This is a genomic window from Citrobacter sp. Cu096 (assembly GCF_030332285.1).
Taxonomy (GTDB): Bacteria; Pseudomonadota; Gammaproteobacteria; order Enterobacterales; family Enterobacteriaceae; genus Citrobacter; species Citrobacter meridianamericanus.
The window spans coordinates 1525081-1544452 of sequence record NZ_JAOWID010000030.1 but is presented as its reverse complement, the minus strand read 5'-3'; the positions used below and the strand labels follow the sequence as shown (position 1 = coordinate 1544452).

Genomic DNA, 19372 nt, shown 5'->3' with positions numbered 1-19372 from the left:
CATGAAAATGCAACCCACCGTTGGGATCAGCGGCTGTTTAACGGGGGCTGCCGTTCGCTTTGACGGCGGGCATAAGCGGGCAGAATTTGTGATGGAGAGGCTGGCCCACTGGGTGACTTTCCGGCCAATTTGCCCGGAGATGGCGATGGGCTTGCCTGTCCCCCGACCGGCGCTGCGGCTGGTACAGACGACGACCGGGGATATCCGTATGCGTTTTAGCCATGCCCCTCACGAAGACGTAACCGACAAAATGGACGACTTTTGCGAGATGTATCTGGCTGGGCTGGAAACATTGTCTGGTTTTATTGTCTGTGCCAAATCCCCCAGCTGTGGCATGGAACGCGTGCGTTTATATGATGAAAAAGGGAATCGTGGGCGTAAAGACGGGGTAGGGCTCTTTACTGCTGCGCTGATGGAGAAATATCCGTGGCTGCCGGTTGAGGAGGATGGACGGCTGCACGATCCGGTTCTGCGTGAAAACTTCGTCGAACGTGTTTTCGCGTTACATGAGCTCAATACGCTGCGCCAAAATGGTCTGACGCGGCGGACGCTACTGGAATTTCATAGCCGTTATAAACTGCAATTGTTGGCCCACCATCAGGCCGGATACCGGGAAATTGGTCCATTTGTCGCATCACTGCATGAGTGGGACGATCTGGACGCGTTTTTTGCGGTCTACCGCGACAAATTAATGGCAATCCTGAAGAAACCGGCCTCGCGTAAAAACCACACTAACGTGCTGATGCACATTCAAGGGTACTTCCGTAATCAGTTAACGATGCGCCAACGCGGTGAGTTACGCGAGGTTATCCTTAATTATCGCGCCGGGCTACTGCCCATATTGGCCCCGATGACGCTGTTGAAACATTATCTGGCGGAATACCCGGACGGCTACCTGCTGACGCAAAATTACTTTGATCCTTACCCGCAAGATTTAACATTGCGACTGTAAGATCTTTACCATCGAGGTTTGCAATTAACGGTAGCGTGTTGAACGTGCCTGCAATGAAATTGTTTCCCTGTCTTATTATCCACTCGTTAGCAGGGAGTCATCAAGGCTTGTTGTGGGCTCGTTATGAGCGATTTAGCTAATAAAAGGCAAAACGAGAGTAAAGCCTCCAACATAAAGTGCTGACCAGCTCGCCGCAGATATCAGACTGACTACATATACTTTCACTGGATGAAGCCGCAACATTCCAGCCACTAGTGGCACAATATAACGGAGTACGGCAATAAAGCGTGAAGTAAAAAGTATCGGTACTGAACTGTTTTGCAACCGGCGTCGAACCCGTACTACTGTATCGGCATGATGGGACATTATGCGTGCAAGCCAGGCCAGGTGTCCCATCATCATTCCAAGATGATAATTAACAATTGTCCCGCACCATGCTCCAATCATTACAGCAATTCCCGCTTCCCATGGTGAAAGCGTCGCCTTGCCGACAGAAATTACAGCAACCAACATAACAGATGCTGGCGGCAATACAGCAGAAATGAGGAACGTAGATTTTGCGAATGCTATTCCAAAAAGAAGGCCCCACAGGCTGAAAGGATGAAGCGCGAAATGGTTCATCAACGCGTTTACCCACTCCATCAGTAATTCTCCAGTTAAGGTCACTTTACAATTTAACCCTGATACGACTCAATCAGGCCTCAACACAGATGAATTACTGACTGTTGCATGAAATCCCGGTGGTGACAGCTATTTGCACATAGCAGCAGAATACAGTCGAGCGGGATAGGGTAAAGGAAGATGAATCGAACGCACTTAATCTGAAACCAGCCACATATCAGCCTCTTCAAACATTTCCTGAACAGTACGACTTATCTGTTCTTTCTCATGTTTGCTCGCGTCAGTGTTGATGGCTGGCAGGGTCATCATCGGTTTAACCCGGACCTCAGCATCGGGGAAGATTCGGTGAACTCTCTTTGTTAATTCGTCCAGAATGATATCTTTTGCACGGGGCAGTCCATCAAAATTCCTTTTGTCATAAACGAGTTCCACAAACATTGCTCATTCTCTCTTTACTGGATGAATATACAGTATTTATACTGCGTTTTTATGCGGATTTCAATAGAAGGCGTAATCGATGCCACAACATAACGATGTTGAAATCGCCAGGCACGATTCGAAACGGCAAGAACTGAATGGGCCTCTTAGGCAATCCATGCCTGAATATCCCCTCTATCTCACTACAGCATGATTCTTTGTAGGTGCAGGGTTTTCATAAGCCGCTTAAGCGAAAACCGGACGGATGACCGTTGCAAAGGTTCAGTCAATGCTTACAGCACCGGCGTGTATGCCAATGATGAATCGCATTACGGCGCCTTGCTGGAAATGGGATAAGCCTGGAAAATGGGGGAATTTGCCGGAAGCCAGGGAACGCTGAACGAATGGTACATACAGTCAGACTGGCGTTTGTCAGTCTGACTATTTGCCAAAATTTAATAAATAACCGTTATAATGACAGCTTGTATGCTTTCATGTCTGCAATGCGGAATGAAGTAATTTCCCGTTATTTTAAGTGCTTAGACTCCGGCATCATTCTCACAAGCGTATTATCCTTCTGTATATAGTGATGGAATAATGCTGCCCCAGCATGGGCTGCAATCAGGAAGTAGCCGATATTGGCAAGTGTTTCGTGAATGTCCTTAACAACTGACTTTATCTCTCCGTTACTGTCAACGAAAGGAGGAATATTTAATCCCAAAAAAGTCCAACTCTTACCACCGAAAGCCATCGTTAAGATCCCTAACAATGGTAGTGCCAGAAAAGAAACATAGAGCAGGATATGCATCAATTTGGCAGACGCCAGTTGCCATGCTGGTGGGGGAGGTATGATGGCCGGGTCACTATATTTATGCTTAATAATTAAACGCACTATCATTAAAAACCAAACAAATACGCCGGCATTGTAATGGGTCTCTTTCATCAACAGGTAAGCATTGCCGCCTTTGGGAAACCAGCCACGGAGCTCCATAGCTGCATAGGTTATTGCTATTAACATCAATGTTAGCCAGTGTAAGTGGATCTGAAGCTTTGAGAACCTGGACATTATTTTTTCCTCAAACGATATGTCGCTGCTACCGTATCGCAGAAAGCTTAACAAATCCTTATTATCAATAGGAGATTAGGATTTAGTTATTTTCAACCTGATACCAGGTGTAATGTATTGACGTGTTACCTGGGCCTCATGGGCCTCCTGGACCTACAGTTCAGGTTTTGATAGCGCTGCGTTCTGTTAACAAAATCAAAAGTCAAGTTTTTTGGTGAGAAATGGATGAGATTCATCCCCCCAAAAGCGTCAGATGTCTGGTTGAGCTGTGAACAATCCAGCGATTATCGTGAGATAAATCTCAGTTCCTGTTCTTTAAAGCCTATATCCTTAGCAGTGTGATGGTTATTTGGGTTTTCCTGTACAGTAATTGGATAACGGTATGGCAGATATAACATTCGCTATGGAGTGTGATTCACGTCACGAGGCGGTCTCAGGAAATAAAGAAAAGTTGGATGTGCAAAGCAATGTGAAATACACAAACCGCAACCAACTTGCGATTGCAGCAGTCCTATTTTTAGGCGGTATCGCTGGAGTTATTGCTTTGGTATTGTATCTAATGGTGCAGGAAGGGGTGTTTTTGTATTAATTGTTTAGCTATTTTAATGTGATTACTGAGTCACGAGTGGATGCTGAAACAAGCTGCTTCTTCCGTACTTATAAATGGAATTACATCGTACGGAATAGCAGTTTGGGACGAAAGATTGAAGATTTTACCGTCATAATTGCTGCTTACAAAAGAAAATGACTTTAATATGAATTCAAAGTCAGCTGGAAGTGTTGTAGGTTGCGTATTTATTTCGTTATAAAATCGTTTACAGCTCCCATTTAAATCTAAACCAGAAAATATTATTCTTTCAAACTTTAAGCTAATGGCTATTTGTAATGCGCTAAATGCGACCGTTGCACTACCAAAATGGCCATAGGTGACATCAGTTGAAAATGCGATCGTTTTCACTTTTCTGAAGGCTGAACACTTAATTTTAAGGTTTTTATTAGCAAAGGATTTTATTTTATAACGAATTTTTCGGCCAATGCCTCCTCTGGATTTGCAAATGTCCTTTAAAAGAAAGCATGTGCTGAGTAAGTTCTCTTTCTCGGTCATGTCAGCTCTTTTAACAACATCCTCACTAATAAAAGTATGTTGGGCATAGGTACAATATTTATAAAATAATTCTTTATTATTTTCATAAAATGAACCGTCACAAACAACATAGATAAATACAGGGATATTGTTGTTAACCAAATAACCTGCGCTACCATTTACGCAAATGCAGTTTTTACTACGCATTATATCAAGGGGCGTATCTAATGATGACGGTCCAGACAAGTAAATAATACAATCATCGGAAATCCTTTCACCGATTATTCTATAAAGTACTTCGTGCGTGATGAGCATGATGGTTACCGTTGATGTTATTTTCGAAATAATAACATTGCGTATCTGGATAAAATAAAAGAGATGTTACGTTTTGTTTTTTAAATCTAGATGATTGGTTTTATGAATGTATATTTATTATTGTAATGATAAATGTTTTTTTTGAGGGTGAGGGCATGTAGATCAGGAAGATATGATGATATTGGGTTTTATTTTTCGGTTTTTAAAATCTAAATATTCATAGAGCGAATGAATTTGATTCCGGATTTCTTACTTCGTGAGAATATTGCAGTCGGACTCGTTACTTTTAGTTACAAAAAGCAGGCGTTATTTTAATGATACTCTTATAAAGAATAGGCTGTTGTAACATCGTTGTTTGACAGTGATTATTATGTAACATATCCCTGACGGGCTATCATTGACAGCCCGTCAGGAAGAGGAAATAACATTAGAACTGATAGTTTAAGGATACCCAATAGTTGCGACCTGGGTTTACGTATCCGGTGGTTGATTGCGCCGTCTGATAGTAATCCCCCGCGTAGGTGCTACTACGGCCCACCTGGTAAAGTTTAACCTCGCTAAAGTCTTTATCCAGCACGTTATTGATTGCCGTATTCAGCGTCAGATCTTTGGTCAGTTTGTAAGACATTCCCATGTCCAGGACGGTCCAGGCTTTTAAATTAGCACCTTTATCGTCATAGACGGCTTTTTGTACTGCGCTGAGATTGTCGTAATTTTCCGTGAAGCGTGGGGCTTTACCGCGATACCGTGCGCTCAGCCAGGCGTTCATATCTTCCGTTGCCTGCCAGTTCAGACGGGCGTTAGCCATATGCTTTGGCGTGTAGCTTAACGGCGCGCCTTTATTGTCACCGTCTTTTTGCTTACTCTGGGTGTAGGTGTAATTGAGGGATAGGGTCAGTACATCCGACCAAAGAGGGAAGGTGCTGGCAAATTCAATGCCATCGGTTCTCGCCTTACCGCTGTTGGTATAGCTATTGGTATTGTCATCGATAGAATACGAGACAATTTTATTTTTATATTCGGTATAGAAACCGGTTATGTTGGCGTTCAGCCCGGCGTCGTTCTCATAATACAGCCCGGTTTCGTAGCTGATACTTTCCTCCGGTTTGAGGTCCGGGTTACCGACCGTATTCACCGTTCCTTGTGCGGTTACGCCGCTGATCCCGTTATGTAACTGGCTCAGTGATGGCGCTTTATAACCGGTCGTTACGCCGCCTTTGAGCGTCCATTCCTCAGATACGTCCCAGACCATATACGCACGCGGGCTGAGATGACCACCGAAGACATCGTTATGTTCATAGCGCGTCCCTGCGGTTAAGGCCAGCGAGTCGAGAATATGCCATTCATCTTCGGCATAGGCTGCCCATGTTTTTTGATGGAACGTCTCGCCGGTATTAGCCAGCACCACACCATCTTTCATCCGCGCATCCCAGTATTCTCCGCCGAGGGTTAACAGATGCGAATCACCTAGTGGCGTCAGCAGTACGGAGTCCAGAATGACGTTGGTGTTTTTAAGCTCACGCGCATCACCGGCCCGGCCGGCGTTTTCTGGCGTGAGTGCGGAGGAGACCAGTTGTCGGCCCTTGTTCTCGGTTTCGTTCCAGCCAAGGGAGGATTTCCAGGTACCAAATGTTAAGGCGGTATCGTGACCGAGGGTCACTTTGTTACGCTCATAGCGCAGCGTTTTATCATAACCTCCCGTCAGGTTACCCAACTGACCATCATCGTTGTCATAACGCTGTCTGGCGGCGTCGAGATCCAGCCACAGCGTATTGCTTTCATTGGCTTTCCAGTCGAGTCGCGTGCCGATATTGTAGTTTTCCGACTCGGTTGGATAAGGTATGCGGGTGGAAGAGGTATCGCTCAACGAAGTGATACTCGAACCCTGACGTTGGGTGGTGCTTCCTCGCACCTGCATATCCAGTACGCCTGCGATTAATGGGCCGCTTGACCAGAAGTTGGCGACCGTGCTGTTACCCCACTTATTACTCTCCTGCAGATTAACGCCGGTATTGATGGAAGTGCTCCATTTGTCGGTGCTTTTTTTGGTGATGATATTGACTACGCCACCGATTGCGTCAGAGCCATAAAGTGTCGACATCGGGCCGCGAATTACCTCAATATGGTCGATCGCCGCCAGTGGAGGCATAAAACTGGTATTCATGGCAGAGAAGCCGTTTGGCGTCACGTCGCTACTGCCATTCTGACGAATACCGTCAATCAGAAGCAGGGTATAGCTGGCGGGCATGCCACGAATGCTGATCTCCAGACCACCGGTTTTACCGGTGCTACTTTCAACATCGACCCCTTCAACAGAACGCAGGGCTTCACCTAAATCATTATATTTATTGGTTTGTAATTCTTGCTGTGAAATTACAGAGACGCTGGCGGCGGCATTGGTGATTTTCTTTTCGTAACCGGACGCGGTTACCACCATGACATCTTCGGCGAAAACAAAGGGGCTGGAAAATCCTAAACAGGACAGAACGACAGAGGCAACAGGTTTTAAACGCATAGTCAAACTTCCTTTGTTAAAAATCAAAGGCAGTAAGATAAGTGATCGAAATGATAATACAAATAATTATCATTACAAATTTACATAACTTGTCATTTCTGGTGATTTTCTTGAATAAATATACATAAATTGTCATGAGTTTTAGATAAAGGAAAATCGGGGTGGCCAATAATCCTTATTGATAACTATTAGTCTGTGATTAATATGGCATTGAATACATGGCTAAGGTTTACTCAATTTTCTGAGATTCAGGTCGTACTCATAACGGAGTATCAGAAAAAAGTATGATAATTTTAGAAAATCGTCATACTTTTCTGCGCCGCATCATTTTTTTCGTCATTTCTGTCCGCCATAATCCTATCCCCAGGAGGCCGTTAAACGGCTATCAGTCGTTCGGCGGTATAAAAATAACGCAAATCTGGAAAAAATAATGATCAAAGGCAAGCTGGCACTGCTGACGTGCGCATTGACTCTCGCATTAACCTCACCACTCTTTGCTGCACAAAATGCCAGCGAAGGACAGACGTTAAAGCTGGCAATTGGACCAGAGCCAACGGAGGGGTTTGACCCGATGCTGGGATGGAGTCATGGCAGCTATTTGCTTTTGCATGCACCATTATTAAAACAAAATGCTGATATGAGTTGGGGAAACCTGCTGACGGAAAAAGTAGAAACCAGCGCTGATGGCAAAACCTGGACGTTGACGTTAAAACCCGACCTTAAATTCTCTGATGGTTCCCCGTTAACTGCTGAAGATGTGGTCTTCACTTATAACAAAGCCGCAAAAAGCGGCGGCAAAATCGATATGGGTAACTTCGCCCATGCCAGCCTGAAAGATAACCGTACGGTAGAAATTACGTTGCGTAGCCCGCAAAGTACTTTTGTGAATGTGCTCGGTTCATTAGGCATTGTTCCGGAAAAACGGTATGACGAAAAAACATTTGCGAAAAATCCGATTGGTGCGGGTCCGTATCGACTGGTGAGCTTTCAGCCGGGTCAGCAATTGATCGTGGAGGCTAACCCTTGGTATGCCGGCAAGAAAAATGATTTCAGTAAGCTGGTGTTTGTTTTCCTTGATGAAGATAACGCTTATGCCGCAGCGCGCAGTGGTCAACTGGGACTGGTGCGCATTGCACCTTCGATGGCGGTTGCCCCTCAGCAGCAGAATTTGAAGCTTTGGGTTCGCGACAGCGTGGAAAATCGCGGCATTGTGTTCCCGATGGTTCCTGCGGGTAAAAAAGATGCTAACGGTTATCCGGTCGGTAACGATATCACGGCCGATGTTGCCATCAGACGTGCCATCAACTACGCCATCGACCGCAAGCAGCTTGCCGATCAGGTTATGGAAGGTCATGCGATTCCGGCGTATAGCGCGGTTCAGGGTCTGCCATGGCAGGGACAATCAGTTGCGTTCAAAGATGGCGATAGCGAAAAAGCGCGAACGATTCTGGAAGAAGCCGGCTGGAAGGTGGGTAAAGACGGTGTACGAGTGAAAGACGGTAAAGAAGCTCGCTTGACGTTGTGGTACGCCAGCGGTGACAGCACGCGTCGGGATTTAGCCGAAGCCGTACGTGCGATGCTGGAGCCAGTGGGTATTCAGATTTCTCTGCAATCCGGAAGCTGGGAAACCGTTGAGCGGCATATGCATGCCAACCCGACGCTGTTTGGCTGGGGAAGCCTGGATCCGATGGAGCTTTTCCATCACTACAGCAATCAGGCTGCGGGCGTGGAATACTACAATCCAGGGTATTACAGCAATCCCGCCGTGGAGCAGCATCTTAAACAGGCAATTGACGCTCCAGACTGGCAAAAAGCGTTGCCGTTCTGGCAACAAGTGGAATGGGATGGCAAGCAAGGAGCAGGTGTACAAGGGGATGCGGCCTGGGCATGGCTGCTGAATATTCAGCACACTTACCTGGCAAATCCGTGCATTGATCTTGGCAAAGGCGCACCGGAAATTCACGGTAGCTGGTCACTGCTCAATAATCTGGATGAATGGACCTGGACCTGCCGTTGATGAAGTCTGTTGTAGGCCATTTTCTACGGCTGATGGTGTTATTAGTGCTGGTTGCGGCTGGCACTTTTATGCTGCTCAGCTTTTCTCCTGTTGATCCGATTCGGGCTTATATCGGTAACGATCTCCTGCACGTGCCGCCGGAACAATACGCGCGTATTGCGGCTCGCTGGGGATTGGACCAACCGCTATGGGAGCGTTTTGGGCACTGGTTTGTCCGGGTATTACAGGGCGATCTCGGCTACTCAATGTTGTTTAACGCGCCGGTTGCCAGCGTGATCAAGGAGCGCTTTGCGACCTCGTTTGCACTGCTAAGCGGCGCGTGGCTGCTGTCAGGAATACTTGGAACGATGCTGGGATTTGTTGCGGGACGCTATCTGAATCGCTGGCCGGATAAAGCAATCTGTCGCCTGAGCTATCTGCTTTCTTCGTTGCCGACCTTCTGGATTGGCATGCTGTTGCTGGCGTTATTTGCCGTGCGCTGGCCGGTCTTTCCGGTCTGCTGTGCATGGGAGCCTGGCAATAGCGGTGATATGGCAACATTGAGTGAACGTCTACGCCACCTGGTGCTTCCCGTTTGCGCGCTCAGTTTGTTGGGCCTGGGACAAATTACGCTCCATACGCGGGAAAGTATCGCCAGCGTGATGAAAAGCGAATTTGTTCGTTTTGCGCGTTCTCAGGGAGACAAAGGTTGGTCGCTGTTGCGCCATCAGGTTTTGCGCCACGCCATCACGCCAGCGCTGTGCCTGCAGTTTGCCTCACTGGGTGAACTGCTGGGCGGCGCACTACTGGCAGAAAAAGTGTTTGCTTATCCAGGACTGGGGCAGGCCACTATTGATGCCGGATTACGTGGCGATCTGCCGTTACTGATGGGAATTGTGTTGTTCAGTACCGTATTGGTTTTCATTGGCAACTCGGTGTCTACCTGGCTTGTTCATGCGTTGAACCGTGCTCTGGAGCGACCTGATGCTCTATAACCCGACGCCGACGCTGATTCGTCTTTTGTTCTCTTTTAGCTGCCTGCTGGGCATTGCGGTGTATGGCGCGACGACGCTGGATAACCCATTAAGCGTTAATCTGCTTGCCCGGCATTTACCGCCTGATGCGTTGTACTGGTTTGGCACCGATAATCTCGGTCGTGATCTTTGGATCCGTTGCTTTCAGGGCGCGTTAACCAGTCTGCAAATTGGTATTGGCGCGGCCCTGTGCAGCGGTTTCATTGCATTAATGATGGCGGCTGTTTCGCGTATGCATCCGCGTCTGGATGTGTTTATGCGCCTGATTACCGATGCCATGCTGTCGATGCCGCATCTGCTGTTGCTCATTTTGATCTGTTTTACGCTAGGTGGTGGGAAAAACGGCGTGATTATGGCAGTTGCGCTGACCCACTGGCCGCGTCTGGCTCTGATCCTGCGTGCCGAAGCGCAGCGCGTGGCGCACAGTGACTATCTGACGTTGACCTGGCGTCTGGGACACGGACATTTTTACTGCTGGCGACATCACTATCTACCCGCTTTGTTACCCCAATGGCTAACGGGAACACTGCTGATGTTTCCCCACGCGGTGTTGCATAGCGCGGCGTTAAGCTTCCTCGGTTTTGGACTGGCGCCTCATGAACCGTCACTGGGACTGCTGCTGGCGGATGCGCTGAGATTTATCAGTCATGGCGACTGGTGGTTAGTGCTGTTTCCGGGGCTGATGCTGTTCAGTCTGGTGATGTTATTCGATCAGCTCGCAAGGGCGGTGCATCGTTTATGGTTACGAGGTGGCGCATGTTAAGTTTAAGGCAGGTCTCGCTGGAGGTGGCGCGTTATCGCTGGTACGGCGCGCGAAACTGGTCTTCGCTGTTGCAGGATATCTCTTTCGACGTGGCTCCCGGCCAGATGGTGGCGTTAGTTGGAGGAAGCGGGGAGGGTAAGAGCCTGCTGCTGCAATGCCTTCTCGATCTCTTACCGGACAATTTGCGCTTCCACGGCGCTATCACGTTGGAGGGTAAAACGCTGGACAGCGAGGATATTCGCAAATGTCGTGGCAATACTTTCAGCTATGTCCCGCAAGGCGTTCAGGCGCTTAATCCGCTACTCTCGATTGAAAAGCATCTGCGCAGGGCAAGTCATCTCTCCGGCAAGGAGTGGAATGCCGGGAAGATTGACCAATTGCTCAAACGTAGCCAACTGGAAAGCCGTGTATTAGATGCTTTCCCGCGGCAGCTTTCTGGTGGTATGGCGAAACGTGTTCTGGCCTGTCACGCGTCACTGAGTCAGGCTCGTTATATTCTGGCGGACGAAATTACCGCCTGGCTTGATGCACCGTTGGCTAATCAACTGCTTGAACAACTGCGCGAGCTTTGTGAGAAAGGGGCTGGCGTGTTATGGGTAACGCACGATCTCACACTGGCAGCCCGCCATGCGGACCGCATTGTCGCGCTGCATCAAGGAAGGGTGTCGGATAACGTCAGCAGAGAGCAGTTGTTACGCGGAGAGATCAGCGAGCATCTGCAACGTCAATGGCGGGCGCTACCTGAAATAAGTCAACTTTTTGGAGAGCGGGATGCTGTGCTGTCGTGATGTGACCATTCGCCAGGGAGAACGGGTTTTGTGGCAAAATCTGACCTTCTCTCTGCGCCCTGGAGAACGCATAGGAGTTTGTGCCCCTAGCGGAACAGGCAAAACGACGCTGGGGCGCGTGCTGGCGGGTTGGCAAAAACCGACTTCAGGCGAGATCCTGATCGATGACCAACCGCTGCCGATGCACCAATATTGCCCGGTGCAGCTGGTGCCGCAACATCCGGAATTAACCTTTAATCCCCGACGCAGTACTGGCGATGCGGTTCATGATGCCTGGCTACCTGATGCGGAAATGCTTACCCGTCTTCATATTAACCCTGAGTGGTTAACTCGCCGTCCAGGACAGCTTTCTGGCGGTGAACTGGCGCGCATCGCCATACTTCGCGCACTGGATCCGCGGACGCGTTTTCTTATTGCCGATGAAATTACCGCCCAGCTCGACCCTTCCATTCAAAGAGATATCTGGGCGCTGCTGCTTGAAGAATGTCAGCGTCGGCCATTGGCTATGCTGATTATCAGCCATCAGCAGGCGTTGCTTGATCAGGTCTGCTCCAGGAAACTTATTGAAGAGTAAGGCAAGGGCTTTCAGTTGGTCTATTGATTAAATTGATATGTTATATTATAACATTTCACTCGCAAATGATTTGAGGGTGAAATTTTGGCTATTCGTATTAAAAAACTGACAATCGCTCTGGGGATGCTTTTAGTCAGTGGTTCGGTTATGGCGCACGGTCATCATTCCCATGGTGCGCCGATGAGTGAAGCGGAACAAAAGGCATCGGAAGGGGTGTTTGATGACAACCAGGTACAAAACAGGGCACTGACCGACTGGGATGGCATGTGGCAATCAGTCTATCCGTATCTGAGCAGCGGTGAGCTTGATCCGGTATTCAAAAAGAAAGCGGAGAAAGACAAAAGCAAAACGGCAGAACAAATTAAAGAGTACTACCGTAAAGGTTATGCAACTAACGTAGACACCATTGGCATCGAAAATGACGTGATGGAATTTCACACCGGTAGTCAGGTTGTATCGTGTAAATACGACTACGCCGGGTATAAAATACTGCACTATAAATCAGGCAAGAAAGGTGTACGTTATCTGTTTGAGTGTAAAGACGCTGACAGCAAAGCACCAAAATACGTACAATTCAGCGATCATATTATCGCGCCGCGTAAGTCCAGCCATTTCCATATTTTTATGGGAAATACCTCACAAGCCGCCTTGCTGGAAGAGATGGAAAATTGGCCTACCTACTATCCTTATCAGTTAAAGGGCGAAGAGGTCGTGGATGAGATGCTGCACCATTAAGCCGGACTAAACTTATCTGTACACACCCGCCGCCAGTGGCGGGTTTTTTAATTAATAACCTTCTCTTTCCATCACCCGATGCATTCGTTAGCATATTGTCTCGCAGCAAGTGCATGTGTTTTTTCAGGAAGAGGTTAATGTGTTCGCAGAGTATGGAGTTCTGAATTACTGGACGTACCTGGTAGGGGCTATTTTTATCGTGCTGGTACCGGGGCCAAATACAATATTTGTGCTGAAAAATAGCGTCGGGCGGGGAGTAAAGGGCGGATATCTCGCCGCCAGCGGTGTGTTTATCGGTGATGCCGTACTGATGTTTTTGGCTTATGCCGGTGTTGCCGCATTGATTAAAACAACGCCTGTTTTGTTCAACATTGTTCGCTATCTCGGCGCGTTTTATCTGCTGTATCTTGGCGCGAAAATCCTGTATGCAACACTCAAATCGAGGGCTGGCGATGCGACGCCTGAGGAAGTCCCGTTTGGTGCTATTTTTAAACGAGCATTAATTCTGAGCCTGACCAATCCCAAAGCTATTCTTTTTTATGTCTCGTTCTTCGTGCAGTTTATTGATGTCAATGCGCCGCACTCAGGGCTGTCATTCTTTATTCTGGCTATTACGCTTGAGATAGTGAGCTTTTTCTATCTGAGCTTTCTTATTTTCTCTGGCGCGTTCGTGACGCAGTATATCCGTACGAAAAAGAAACTGGCCAAAGTGGGCAATTCTCTTATCGGTCTGATTTTCGTTGGTTTTGCTGCTCGTCTGGCCACGCTTCAGTCGTGATGCCATTGGCCCGTTGATTACGGCGGGCCTTCAATATTACGTACTGCAATTCATTTACATTTGTATTGTTATAACCAATAAATGGTATTTTAAATGTATATTTAGAGGCGTACCCTGTGTACAGCAGCGGTTCAGAAAGAACTCGCTGGTTGTCGACTGGAAAAGGGAAGAAAAATGCTTCAAATTCCACAGAACCATATCCATACACGCTCTACTCCATTCTGGAACAAAGAAACGGCGCCTGCCGGAATTTTCGAACGCCACCTTGATAAAGGAACCCGTGCCGGGGTTTATCCTCGACTTTCGGTTATGCAGGGGGCGGTCAAATATCTCGGATACGCAGATGAACACAGCCCGGAGCCAGTACAGGTGATGGTGATTGAAGCCGGTCAGTTTGGCGTTTTTCCGCCGGAAAAATGGCATAACATTGAAGTGATGACCGACGATACTTACTTTAATATCGACTTTTTTGTTGCCCCGGAAATTCTGATGGAGACTGCAAATCAACGAAAAGTCGTGCGTACCGGCAAGGAGTAAATCATGGGCAAAGCAACCTATACCGTAACAGTGACCAATAACAGCAATGGTGTGTCAGTCGATTATGAAACTGAAGCGCCGATGACGCTGTTGATTCCGGATGTGGCCGCTGAAGTGGTTAAGGACCTGGTCAATACGGTACGTTCATACGATACCGAGAATGAGCACGATGTCTGCGGTTGGTAGATGTTAGCCTCTGCTTCTGATTGAATATCATCGTTTTTGATTTATAAACCGCACTGCGTTTTGACGGCGCAGCGCGGTTTTTTTTATCCGTGCTATCCGGGAAATATTCGTAAAAAGATTTATTAAGAATACCTTAAGAAATCCGCATTGATTGCTAATGTTGGATCATTCACAGGGGTTATGATCGTGAAACAGTCACAATACAGAACCTCGCTTATGAAACTGAATACCCGACTAACATTACCTACTTTCATTCTTGGGCTGGTCATCGTAACGATCCCGTTCACTGCGAACTGGAATCTACCTTTGCTCAACGGTACTGTCGTCAGATGGATTGAGAATGGCCAGGCGTTATGGCTGCTGTTTGGTGCGCTTTTTACTCTCAGCTACATCCGGCCCTTATCACGTCCCGAAGGCGAGAAGCAATTTTGGCTTTGGGCGGCTGTATGGTGGTTGGTGTTGCTGGGTCGCAGTACCAGTTGGGGCCGTGATTATTTCCCTGATCAACCTAAACTTCTGTTCAGAGCTATCTCAGTGGTATTGATTGCGATGATTATTCTGCCTGTCCTGATATCAAAACACTTACGCCAGGATATTGCCTGTCGCTTACGCAATGAACCGCTACCGCTGTGGCTATTAGCGATCACCATCTGTGCATTTTTGATATCCGATACGGTAGAGCATCATCGTCTGCTGGCCCCTATCTTTTTGCACAATGCGCAGTACGGCGATCTCATTGAAGAGCTGTATGAACTCCCGTTTATGGCAGGATTGTTCCTGATGAACCTCGGTTTTATGCAGCGGGATAAGCAGGTGGAATCAGCTACCATTCGTTTTAGTGAACCACAACTGGCGAAGTAACGAGAAAATGCCTGAGTCTGGGGATCCAGACTCAGGCGGCCTGGTGGTGACTTACCCAATGGCCTCACACAAGCGTGATTTCATGTCGCTATACGTTTGTGCGGCATACTTTTCTGCCCATCCCTGATCGCTAATGTGCTCAATATTTACGGCGCAATACTTGGTTTCCGGCGTTTTTGAAATAGGATCGAGGTTATCCTGGGTTAACTCGTTACATGCGCCAATCCACCATTGATAGGTCATATACACCGTTCCGACGTTAATGCGATCGGAGACATCCGCGCGGCTGATGACCTTACCTCGACGCGAACTGACCCATACCAGGTCACGATGACGAATACCTAATTTTTCTGCATCATGGGTATTGATTTGCACATACCCTGGTTCATCTGCCAGGGCTTGCAGCGCTGCACAGTTGCCGGTCATTGAGCGACAGGAGTAGTGCCCAACTTCACGCACCGTACACAGTACCAGTGGATATTTTTCATCAGGAACTTCTGCGGGCGCTCGCCACTGTGCGGCAAACAGTTTGCCTTTGCCATTAGCGGTATCAAATTGGCTGTTCGCATAGAGGTAAGGGGTACCGGGGTGATCGAGTTCCGGGCATGGCCACTGCACATGGCCCATCTCACCCATTTTCTCATAGGTTACGCCGTAGAACAGAGGGCATAGTTCGCGCATCTCATCCCAGATTTGCTGGTTACTTTGATACTGCATGGGATAGCCCATTTCGCTGGCCAGCAGGCTGATGATCTCCCAGTCACGCTTTACGTCACCTGAGGGTTCAATCGCTTTTTCAAAACGCTGGAAGCCGCGATCGGCGCAGGTAAAGACGCCACCGTGTTCGCCCCAGGAGGTGGCTGGCAGGAGGACGTCAGCCATTTCCGCTGTTTTGGTCATGAAGATATCTTGCACGACGACAAAATCGAGCGCGTTAAAGCCTTCGCGAACCAGACCCAAATCAGCCTCGGTTTGCAACGGATCTTCCCCCATGATGTAGTAGGCTTTAATTTTGCCTTCGATAGCCAGATGCGGAACTTCGGTGATGCGGGTCCCAACCTTGTCATCCATCTGATTAACATCAATCCCCCAGGCGTTGGCGAATTTCTCCCTGACGGTGAAGTCGGTCACGTCCTGATACCCTGGGAACTGGTTAGGTAGCACTCCCATATCGCACGCGCCCTGGACGTTATTTTGCCCACGCACCGGACCAACGCCGACGTTAGGGCGTCCCAGATTACCGGTCAGCAACGCCAGACTCGACAAGCCTCGAACCACGTCAACGGCCTGACCAAACTGGGTGACACCCATTCCCCACATCACGGTTGCCGATGGCGCAGCGGCAAAAGTACGCATCGCCTGACGAACCTGCTGTGCGGGAACGCCCGTCAAATGTTCAACGGCTTCAGGCGCATAGTCCTTCACGGTTTCCCAGTATGTTTCCAGTCCTTCCGCATGCTTTTGTACATACTCGCGATCGTAGAGTTGCTCATCGATGAGAACATGGCCAAAGGCGTTGACCAGGGCCATATTGCAACCGTTTTTCAATTGCAAATGTTGGTCTGCGATACGAGCAGTTTCAATACGACGTGGGTCGCAGACAATGATTTTTGCGCCGTTTTGGCGAGCTTTAATTACCCGGCGGGCCACTATGGGGTGCGAGTCGGCACAGTTATAACCAAAGATCAGCAGACATTTTGAGTTTTCAATGTCGCTGATGGAATTGCTCATGGCACCATTGCCTAACGTTTCCTGTAACCCGGCAACGGAAGGGCCGTGGCATACACGGGCACAGCAATCGACATTGTTGGTATGGAGAACGCCACGCGCGAACTTTTGCATCACGTAGTTGGTCTCATTCCCTGTTCCACGTGAAGACCCGGTAGTCATGATGGCACGGGGACCATAGGTATTTTTGATTTCAGATAAGCGTTTTGCGGTGTAACGAATAGCTTCATCCCAGCTAACGGGAGTGAATTTTCCACCTTTTTCATACCGGATCATCGGGCGAGTCAGACGGGGAGTCAGAAGGCGAGTGTCGTTAAGAAAGTCCCAACCATAGTAGCCTTTCAGGCATAACTGATTTTGGTTCGTTACCCCCTCTGCGGCCTCGGCGCGGATGATTTTGTTATTTTCCACAACAAGCTTGAGCTTGCACCCGGCCCCACAGTATGGGCATACACTGGTGATTTTTTTCATCAATAACAGACCTGTTAAATGCTGAAATAGCGCGAATTGTAAACGGAGCCACGCGATACGCATCGCGGACTACGATTTGTCATAGTGACGGACTGTTAAAGCATAAAGTGTGCCAGAAGTGAAAACCCAGCAATTGCAGGTGCTGAGGGGGAATGAGACAAACCTGAATGACTGACGATTCGACATTAATGACGAGCTACGTCAGGGCAAGTTCCGCCATTGAATGGTTTAACCTTATGAAAGATCAGAAAAAGATGAAAATGTCAGGTGATGCTCATCACAAATTTTAATTTTTCAGCGCTATGCTATGCTTTTATACAACGAGCGAATCGTTAACTTAAAAACATAAGTGAGGGATATTATGGGCATCATTTCATGGGTGATTTTCGGTCTTATCGCTGGGATTTTGGCAAAATGGATTATGCCGGGTAAAGATGGCGGCGGATTCTTTATGACCATTATCTTAGGGGTTGTTGGTGCGGTAGTAGGGGGGTGGATCAGTACCTTCTTTGGTTTTGGTAAAGTCGATGGTTTCAACTTCGGCAGTTTCGTCGTAGCCGTTATCGGCGCAATTGTGGTGCTGCTTATCTACAGAAAAATCAAAAGCTAAGCAAACATACTGACAAAAAAGGCCACTGATAAGTGGCCTTTTTCAGATTACCACCAGCCCAGTTCTGTTCCCAGAACGACGATGATAGCCACGCCAATCATAATGAGCGTTGTTTTTTTCATCGTTATGCTCCCGGCGCAGCGTAGCCGCCAATAAAAAACCAGGATAAGAAAACGACAGCGGAAATGAAAATGATGACGGGGAAAATAATACCGAGTCGCATACGATTATCTGCCAGGGTTATTTAAAGACGGGTCAGCATAGCAGGGGTTAATGTACGACAAAAGTGGTTTTATCCTGACGCTTTTTATCCTTGTACATTGCACTGTCTGCGAGATGAAGCGCACAGTTTATATCCGTCTCCAGCGGATCGATTTCCACCACGCCCAGACTGGCACCAGGATAAAACAAATGAATGTCGCCCAGGTGATAGTCGCCGCAAATTTGCTGCTGCAACTGATTTTTCACCTGCTGCAGGCGATCGCGCTGCTCCTTGTCATCTTCCGGTGACAAGCTAACGACTAAAAATTCATCACCGCCCAGTCGACCAAGAATATCATTGTCACCGCATTCACGGAGTAGGCGCTGCCCAATCTGGATTAGAAACTGGTCGCCGATCTCATGACCAAATCGATCGTTAATCAATTTGAAATCATCCAAATCAATATAGGCAAAGATTATTTTCTGTCTAAGATGTTGGGCGAGCGAGAAAAGTGTCTCGACGTTTTCAAAAATTGCGCGCCGATTCGGTAATCCGGTCAGGGCATCAGTGTAGGAGTGAGCAACCAGCGCGGCGTTCGCTTCGCGTAGCTGTGCCACCAGCGACTCTTTTTGAATCGACTGGGCGATAAGTCCGGCAAACAGATGCAACACCTGTTCACCACGTTCGCTCAACGCATGCTGGCGGCGGCTGGTAGCACAGAGTGTTCCGTAGAAAGTGCCGTCGGGAAGATGAACCGGAGTACTCAGGAAGGTGGTGATTTCCAGCGCGCGGGCAGCACTGCATTCCGGCCAGCGTGTGGGTACGTTGTCGCTGTACAGACAGTTTTCATCTATGGCGAGTTTGCACAACGTCTCATCCCACGGTACGGACAGCCCTTCGGGGATTTGCATTTGTCGGCTATTACGCGCGTACAAAATATGCTGCAGGCGGGCATCTAAATCAACCTTGGTTAAATAGGTGGATTCCATCTCTGTCACCACTTCCAGCATCTCCAGAAGTTGGCGAACCAGACTCTCAACTGACTGCTCCATGGCTAAGGATTGTGAGACTCTGGCGAGGATCATGTCCGACATGAGGTGTAAATACTCTTGAGTGATGACAGGGCTGATGTGGGCGCA

At 48.1% G+C, this 19372-nt stretch carries 22 protein-coding genes; 13 read left to right on the top strand and 9 right to left on the bottom strand.

Annotated features, from left to right (window positions below; genetic code table 11):
* Position 1: 1 nt before the first annotated feature.
* Entirely contained in the window at positions 2-952 is a 951-nt protein-coding gene (locus OGX99_RS21810; protein WP_286545066.1) for a YbgA family protein, read from the top strand.
* Between the two features lie 132 nt (positions 953-1084).
* Here OGX99_RS21810 and OGX99_RS21805 read toward each other — a convergent pair whose 3' ends face one another.
* The 3 genes from OGX99_RS21805 to cybB all read right to left on the bottom strand — a co-directional run bounded on the left by OGX99_RS21805 (position 1085) and on the right by cybB (position 3056).
* Positions 1085-1594, bottom strand: a complete 510-nt coding sequence (locus OGX99_RS21805) for a DedA family protein (RefSeq protein WP_151218959.1) — start codon at positions 1592-1594, stop codon at positions 1085-1087.
* A 174-nt stretch (positions 1595-1768) separates the two neighbouring features.
* On the bottom strand, positions 1769-2011 hold the full coding sequence (locus OGX99_RS21800) for a DinI family protein (RefSeq protein WP_151218960.1): 243 nt from the start codon (positions 2009-2011) through the stop codon (positions 1769-1771).
* A gap of 505 nt (positions 2012-2516) precedes the next feature.
* Positions 2517-3056: a cytochrome b561 gene (cybB, locus tag OGX99_RS21795; RefSeq protein WP_151218961.1), complete on the bottom strand. Its 540-nt coding sequence runs from the start codon at positions 3054-3056 to the stop codon at positions 2517-2519.
* A gap of 382 nt (positions 3057-3438) precedes the next feature.
* On the opposite strand from cybB, the gene OGX99_RS21790 reads away from it, so the two are divergent.
* Positions 3439-3645, top strand: a complete 207-nt coding sequence (locus tag OGX99_RS21790) for a hypothetical protein (RefSeq protein ID WP_151218962.1) — start codon at positions 3439-3441, stop codon at positions 3643-3645.
* A 30-nt stretch (positions 3646-3675) separates the two neighbouring features.
* On the opposite strand, the gene waaZ is transcribed toward OGX99_RS21790, so the two are convergent.
* On the bottom strand, positions 3676-4455 hold the full coding sequence (gene waaZ / locus OGX99_RS21785) for a 3-deoxy-D-manno-oct-2-ulosonate III transferase WaaZ (protein ID WP_151225346.1): 780 nt from the start codon (positions 4453-4455) through the stop codon (positions 3676-3678).
* A 427-nt stretch (positions 4456-4882) separates the two neighbouring features.
* Complete coding sequence (locus OGX99_RS21780) at positions 4883-6970, bottom strand: TonB-dependent receptor (RefSeq protein WP_151218964.1); 2088 nt, start codon at positions 6968-6970, stop codon at positions 4883-4885.
* Between the two features lie 430 nt (positions 6971-7400).
* On the opposite strand from OGX99_RS21780, the gene OGX99_RS21775 reads away from it, so the two are divergent.
* The 10 genes from OGX99_RS21775 (at position 7401) to OGX99_RS21730 (ending at position 15222) form a co-directional block, all read left to right on the top strand.
* A complete protein-coding gene (locus OGX99_RS21775; protein WP_151225347.1) occupies positions 7401-8987 on the top strand; it encodes an ABC transporter substrate-binding protein in 1587 nt (528 codons plus the stop codon).
* Positions 8987-9961, top strand: a complete 975-nt coding sequence (locus OGX99_RS21770; protein WP_151219102.1) for an ABC transporter permease — start codon at positions 8987-8989, stop codon at positions 9959-9961. Before OGX99_RS21775 ends, OGX99_RS21770 begins: the two co-directional genes overlap by 1 nt.
* Entirely contained in the window at positions 9951-10763 is an 813-nt protein-coding gene (locus OGX99_RS21765) for an ABC transporter permease (RefSeq protein WP_286545063.1), read from the top strand. The genes OGX99_RS21770 and OGX99_RS21765 overlap by 11 nt, the downstream gene beginning before the upstream one ends.
* Positions 10757-11551, top strand: coding sequence for an ATP-binding cassette domain-containing protein (locus OGX99_RS21760; protein WP_151218967.1), 795 nt, complete (start codon positions 10757-10759; stop codon positions 11549-11551). The genes OGX99_RS21765 and OGX99_RS21760 overlap by 7 nt, the downstream gene beginning before the upstream one ends.
* Positions 11535-12125, top strand: coding sequence for an ATP-binding cassette domain-containing protein (locus OGX99_RS21755; protein ID WP_151218968.1), 591 nt, complete (start codon positions 11535-11537; stop codon positions 12123-12125). Before OGX99_RS21760 ends, OGX99_RS21755 begins: the two co-directional genes overlap by 17 nt.
* An 84-nt stretch (positions 12126-12209) precedes the next feature.
* The gene (gene zinT / locus OGX99_RS21750; RefSeq protein ID WP_286545060.1) at positions 12210-12860 is read left to right on the top strand and encodes a metal-binding protein ZinT; all 651 of its coding nucleotides are present in this window, start codon (positions 12210-12212) and stop codon (positions 12858-12860) included.
* Between the two features lie 139 nt (positions 12861-12999).
* Entirely contained in the window at positions 13000-13638 is a 639-nt protein-coding gene (leuE, locus tag OGX99_RS21745) for a leucine efflux protein LeuE (RefSeq protein WP_151218970.1), read from the top strand.
* Between the two features lie 174 nt (positions 13639-13812).
* Complete coding sequence (yeaR, locus tag OGX99_RS21740; protein ID WP_151218971.1) at positions 13813-14175, top strand: DUF1971 domain-containing protein YeaR; 363 nt, start codon at positions 13813-13815, stop codon at positions 14173-14175.
* 3 nt (positions 14176-14178) lie between these two features.
* A complete protein-coding gene (locus tag OGX99_RS21735) occupies positions 14179-14361 on the top strand; it encodes a DUF1869 domain-containing protein (RefSeq protein ID WP_003840863.1) in 183 nt (60 codons plus the stop codon).
* Between the two features lie 216 nt (positions 14362-14577).
* A complete protein-coding gene (locus tag OGX99_RS21730; RefSeq protein WP_151218972.1) occupies positions 14578-15222 on the top strand; it encodes a hypothetical protein in 645 nt (214 codons plus the stop codon).
* Positions 15223-15273: 51 nt separating this feature from the next.
* Here the strand turns inward: OGX99_RS21730 and fdhF are convergent, their stop codons facing one another.
* Complete coding sequence (gene fdhF, locus OGX99_RS21725; protein WP_151218973.1) at positions 15274-17421, bottom strand: formate dehydrogenase subunit alpha; 2148 nt, start codon at positions 17419-17421, stop codon at positions 15274-15276.
* 361 nt (positions 17422-17782) lie between these two features.
* Here fdhF and OGX99_RS21720 point away from each other — a divergent pair, with 361 nt between their 5' ends.
* A complete protein-coding gene (locus OGX99_RS21720) occupies positions 17783-18031 on the top strand; it encodes a GlsB/YeaQ/YmgE family stress response membrane protein (protein WP_151218974.1) in 249 nt (82 codons plus the stop codon).
* Positions 18032-18078: 47 nt separating this feature from the next.
* On the opposite strand, the gene yoaJ is transcribed toward OGX99_RS21720, so the two are convergent.
* The 3 genes from yoaJ to OGX99_RS21705 are packed head-to-tail and all read right to left on the bottom strand — an operon-like array spanning position 18079 to position 19327.
* Complete coding sequence (yoaJ, locus tag OGX99_RS21715) at positions 18079-18153, bottom strand: protein YoaJ (RefSeq protein ID WP_099530266.1); 75 nt, start codon at positions 18151-18153, stop codon at positions 18079-18081.
* Between the two features lie 2 nt (positions 18154-18155).
* Positions 18156-18254 (bottom strand): YoaK family small membrane protein, encoded by a 99-nt coding sequence (locus tag OGX99_RS21710; RefSeq protein WP_032941789.1) that lies wholly within the window; start codon positions 18252-18254, stop codon positions 18156-18158.
* Positions 18255-18301: 47 nt separating this feature from the next.
* Entirely contained in the window at positions 18302-19327 is a 1026-nt protein-coding gene (locus OGX99_RS21705; protein WP_151225350.1) for a GGDEF domain-containing protein, read from the bottom strand.
* Positions 19328-19372 lie beyond the last annotated feature (45 nt).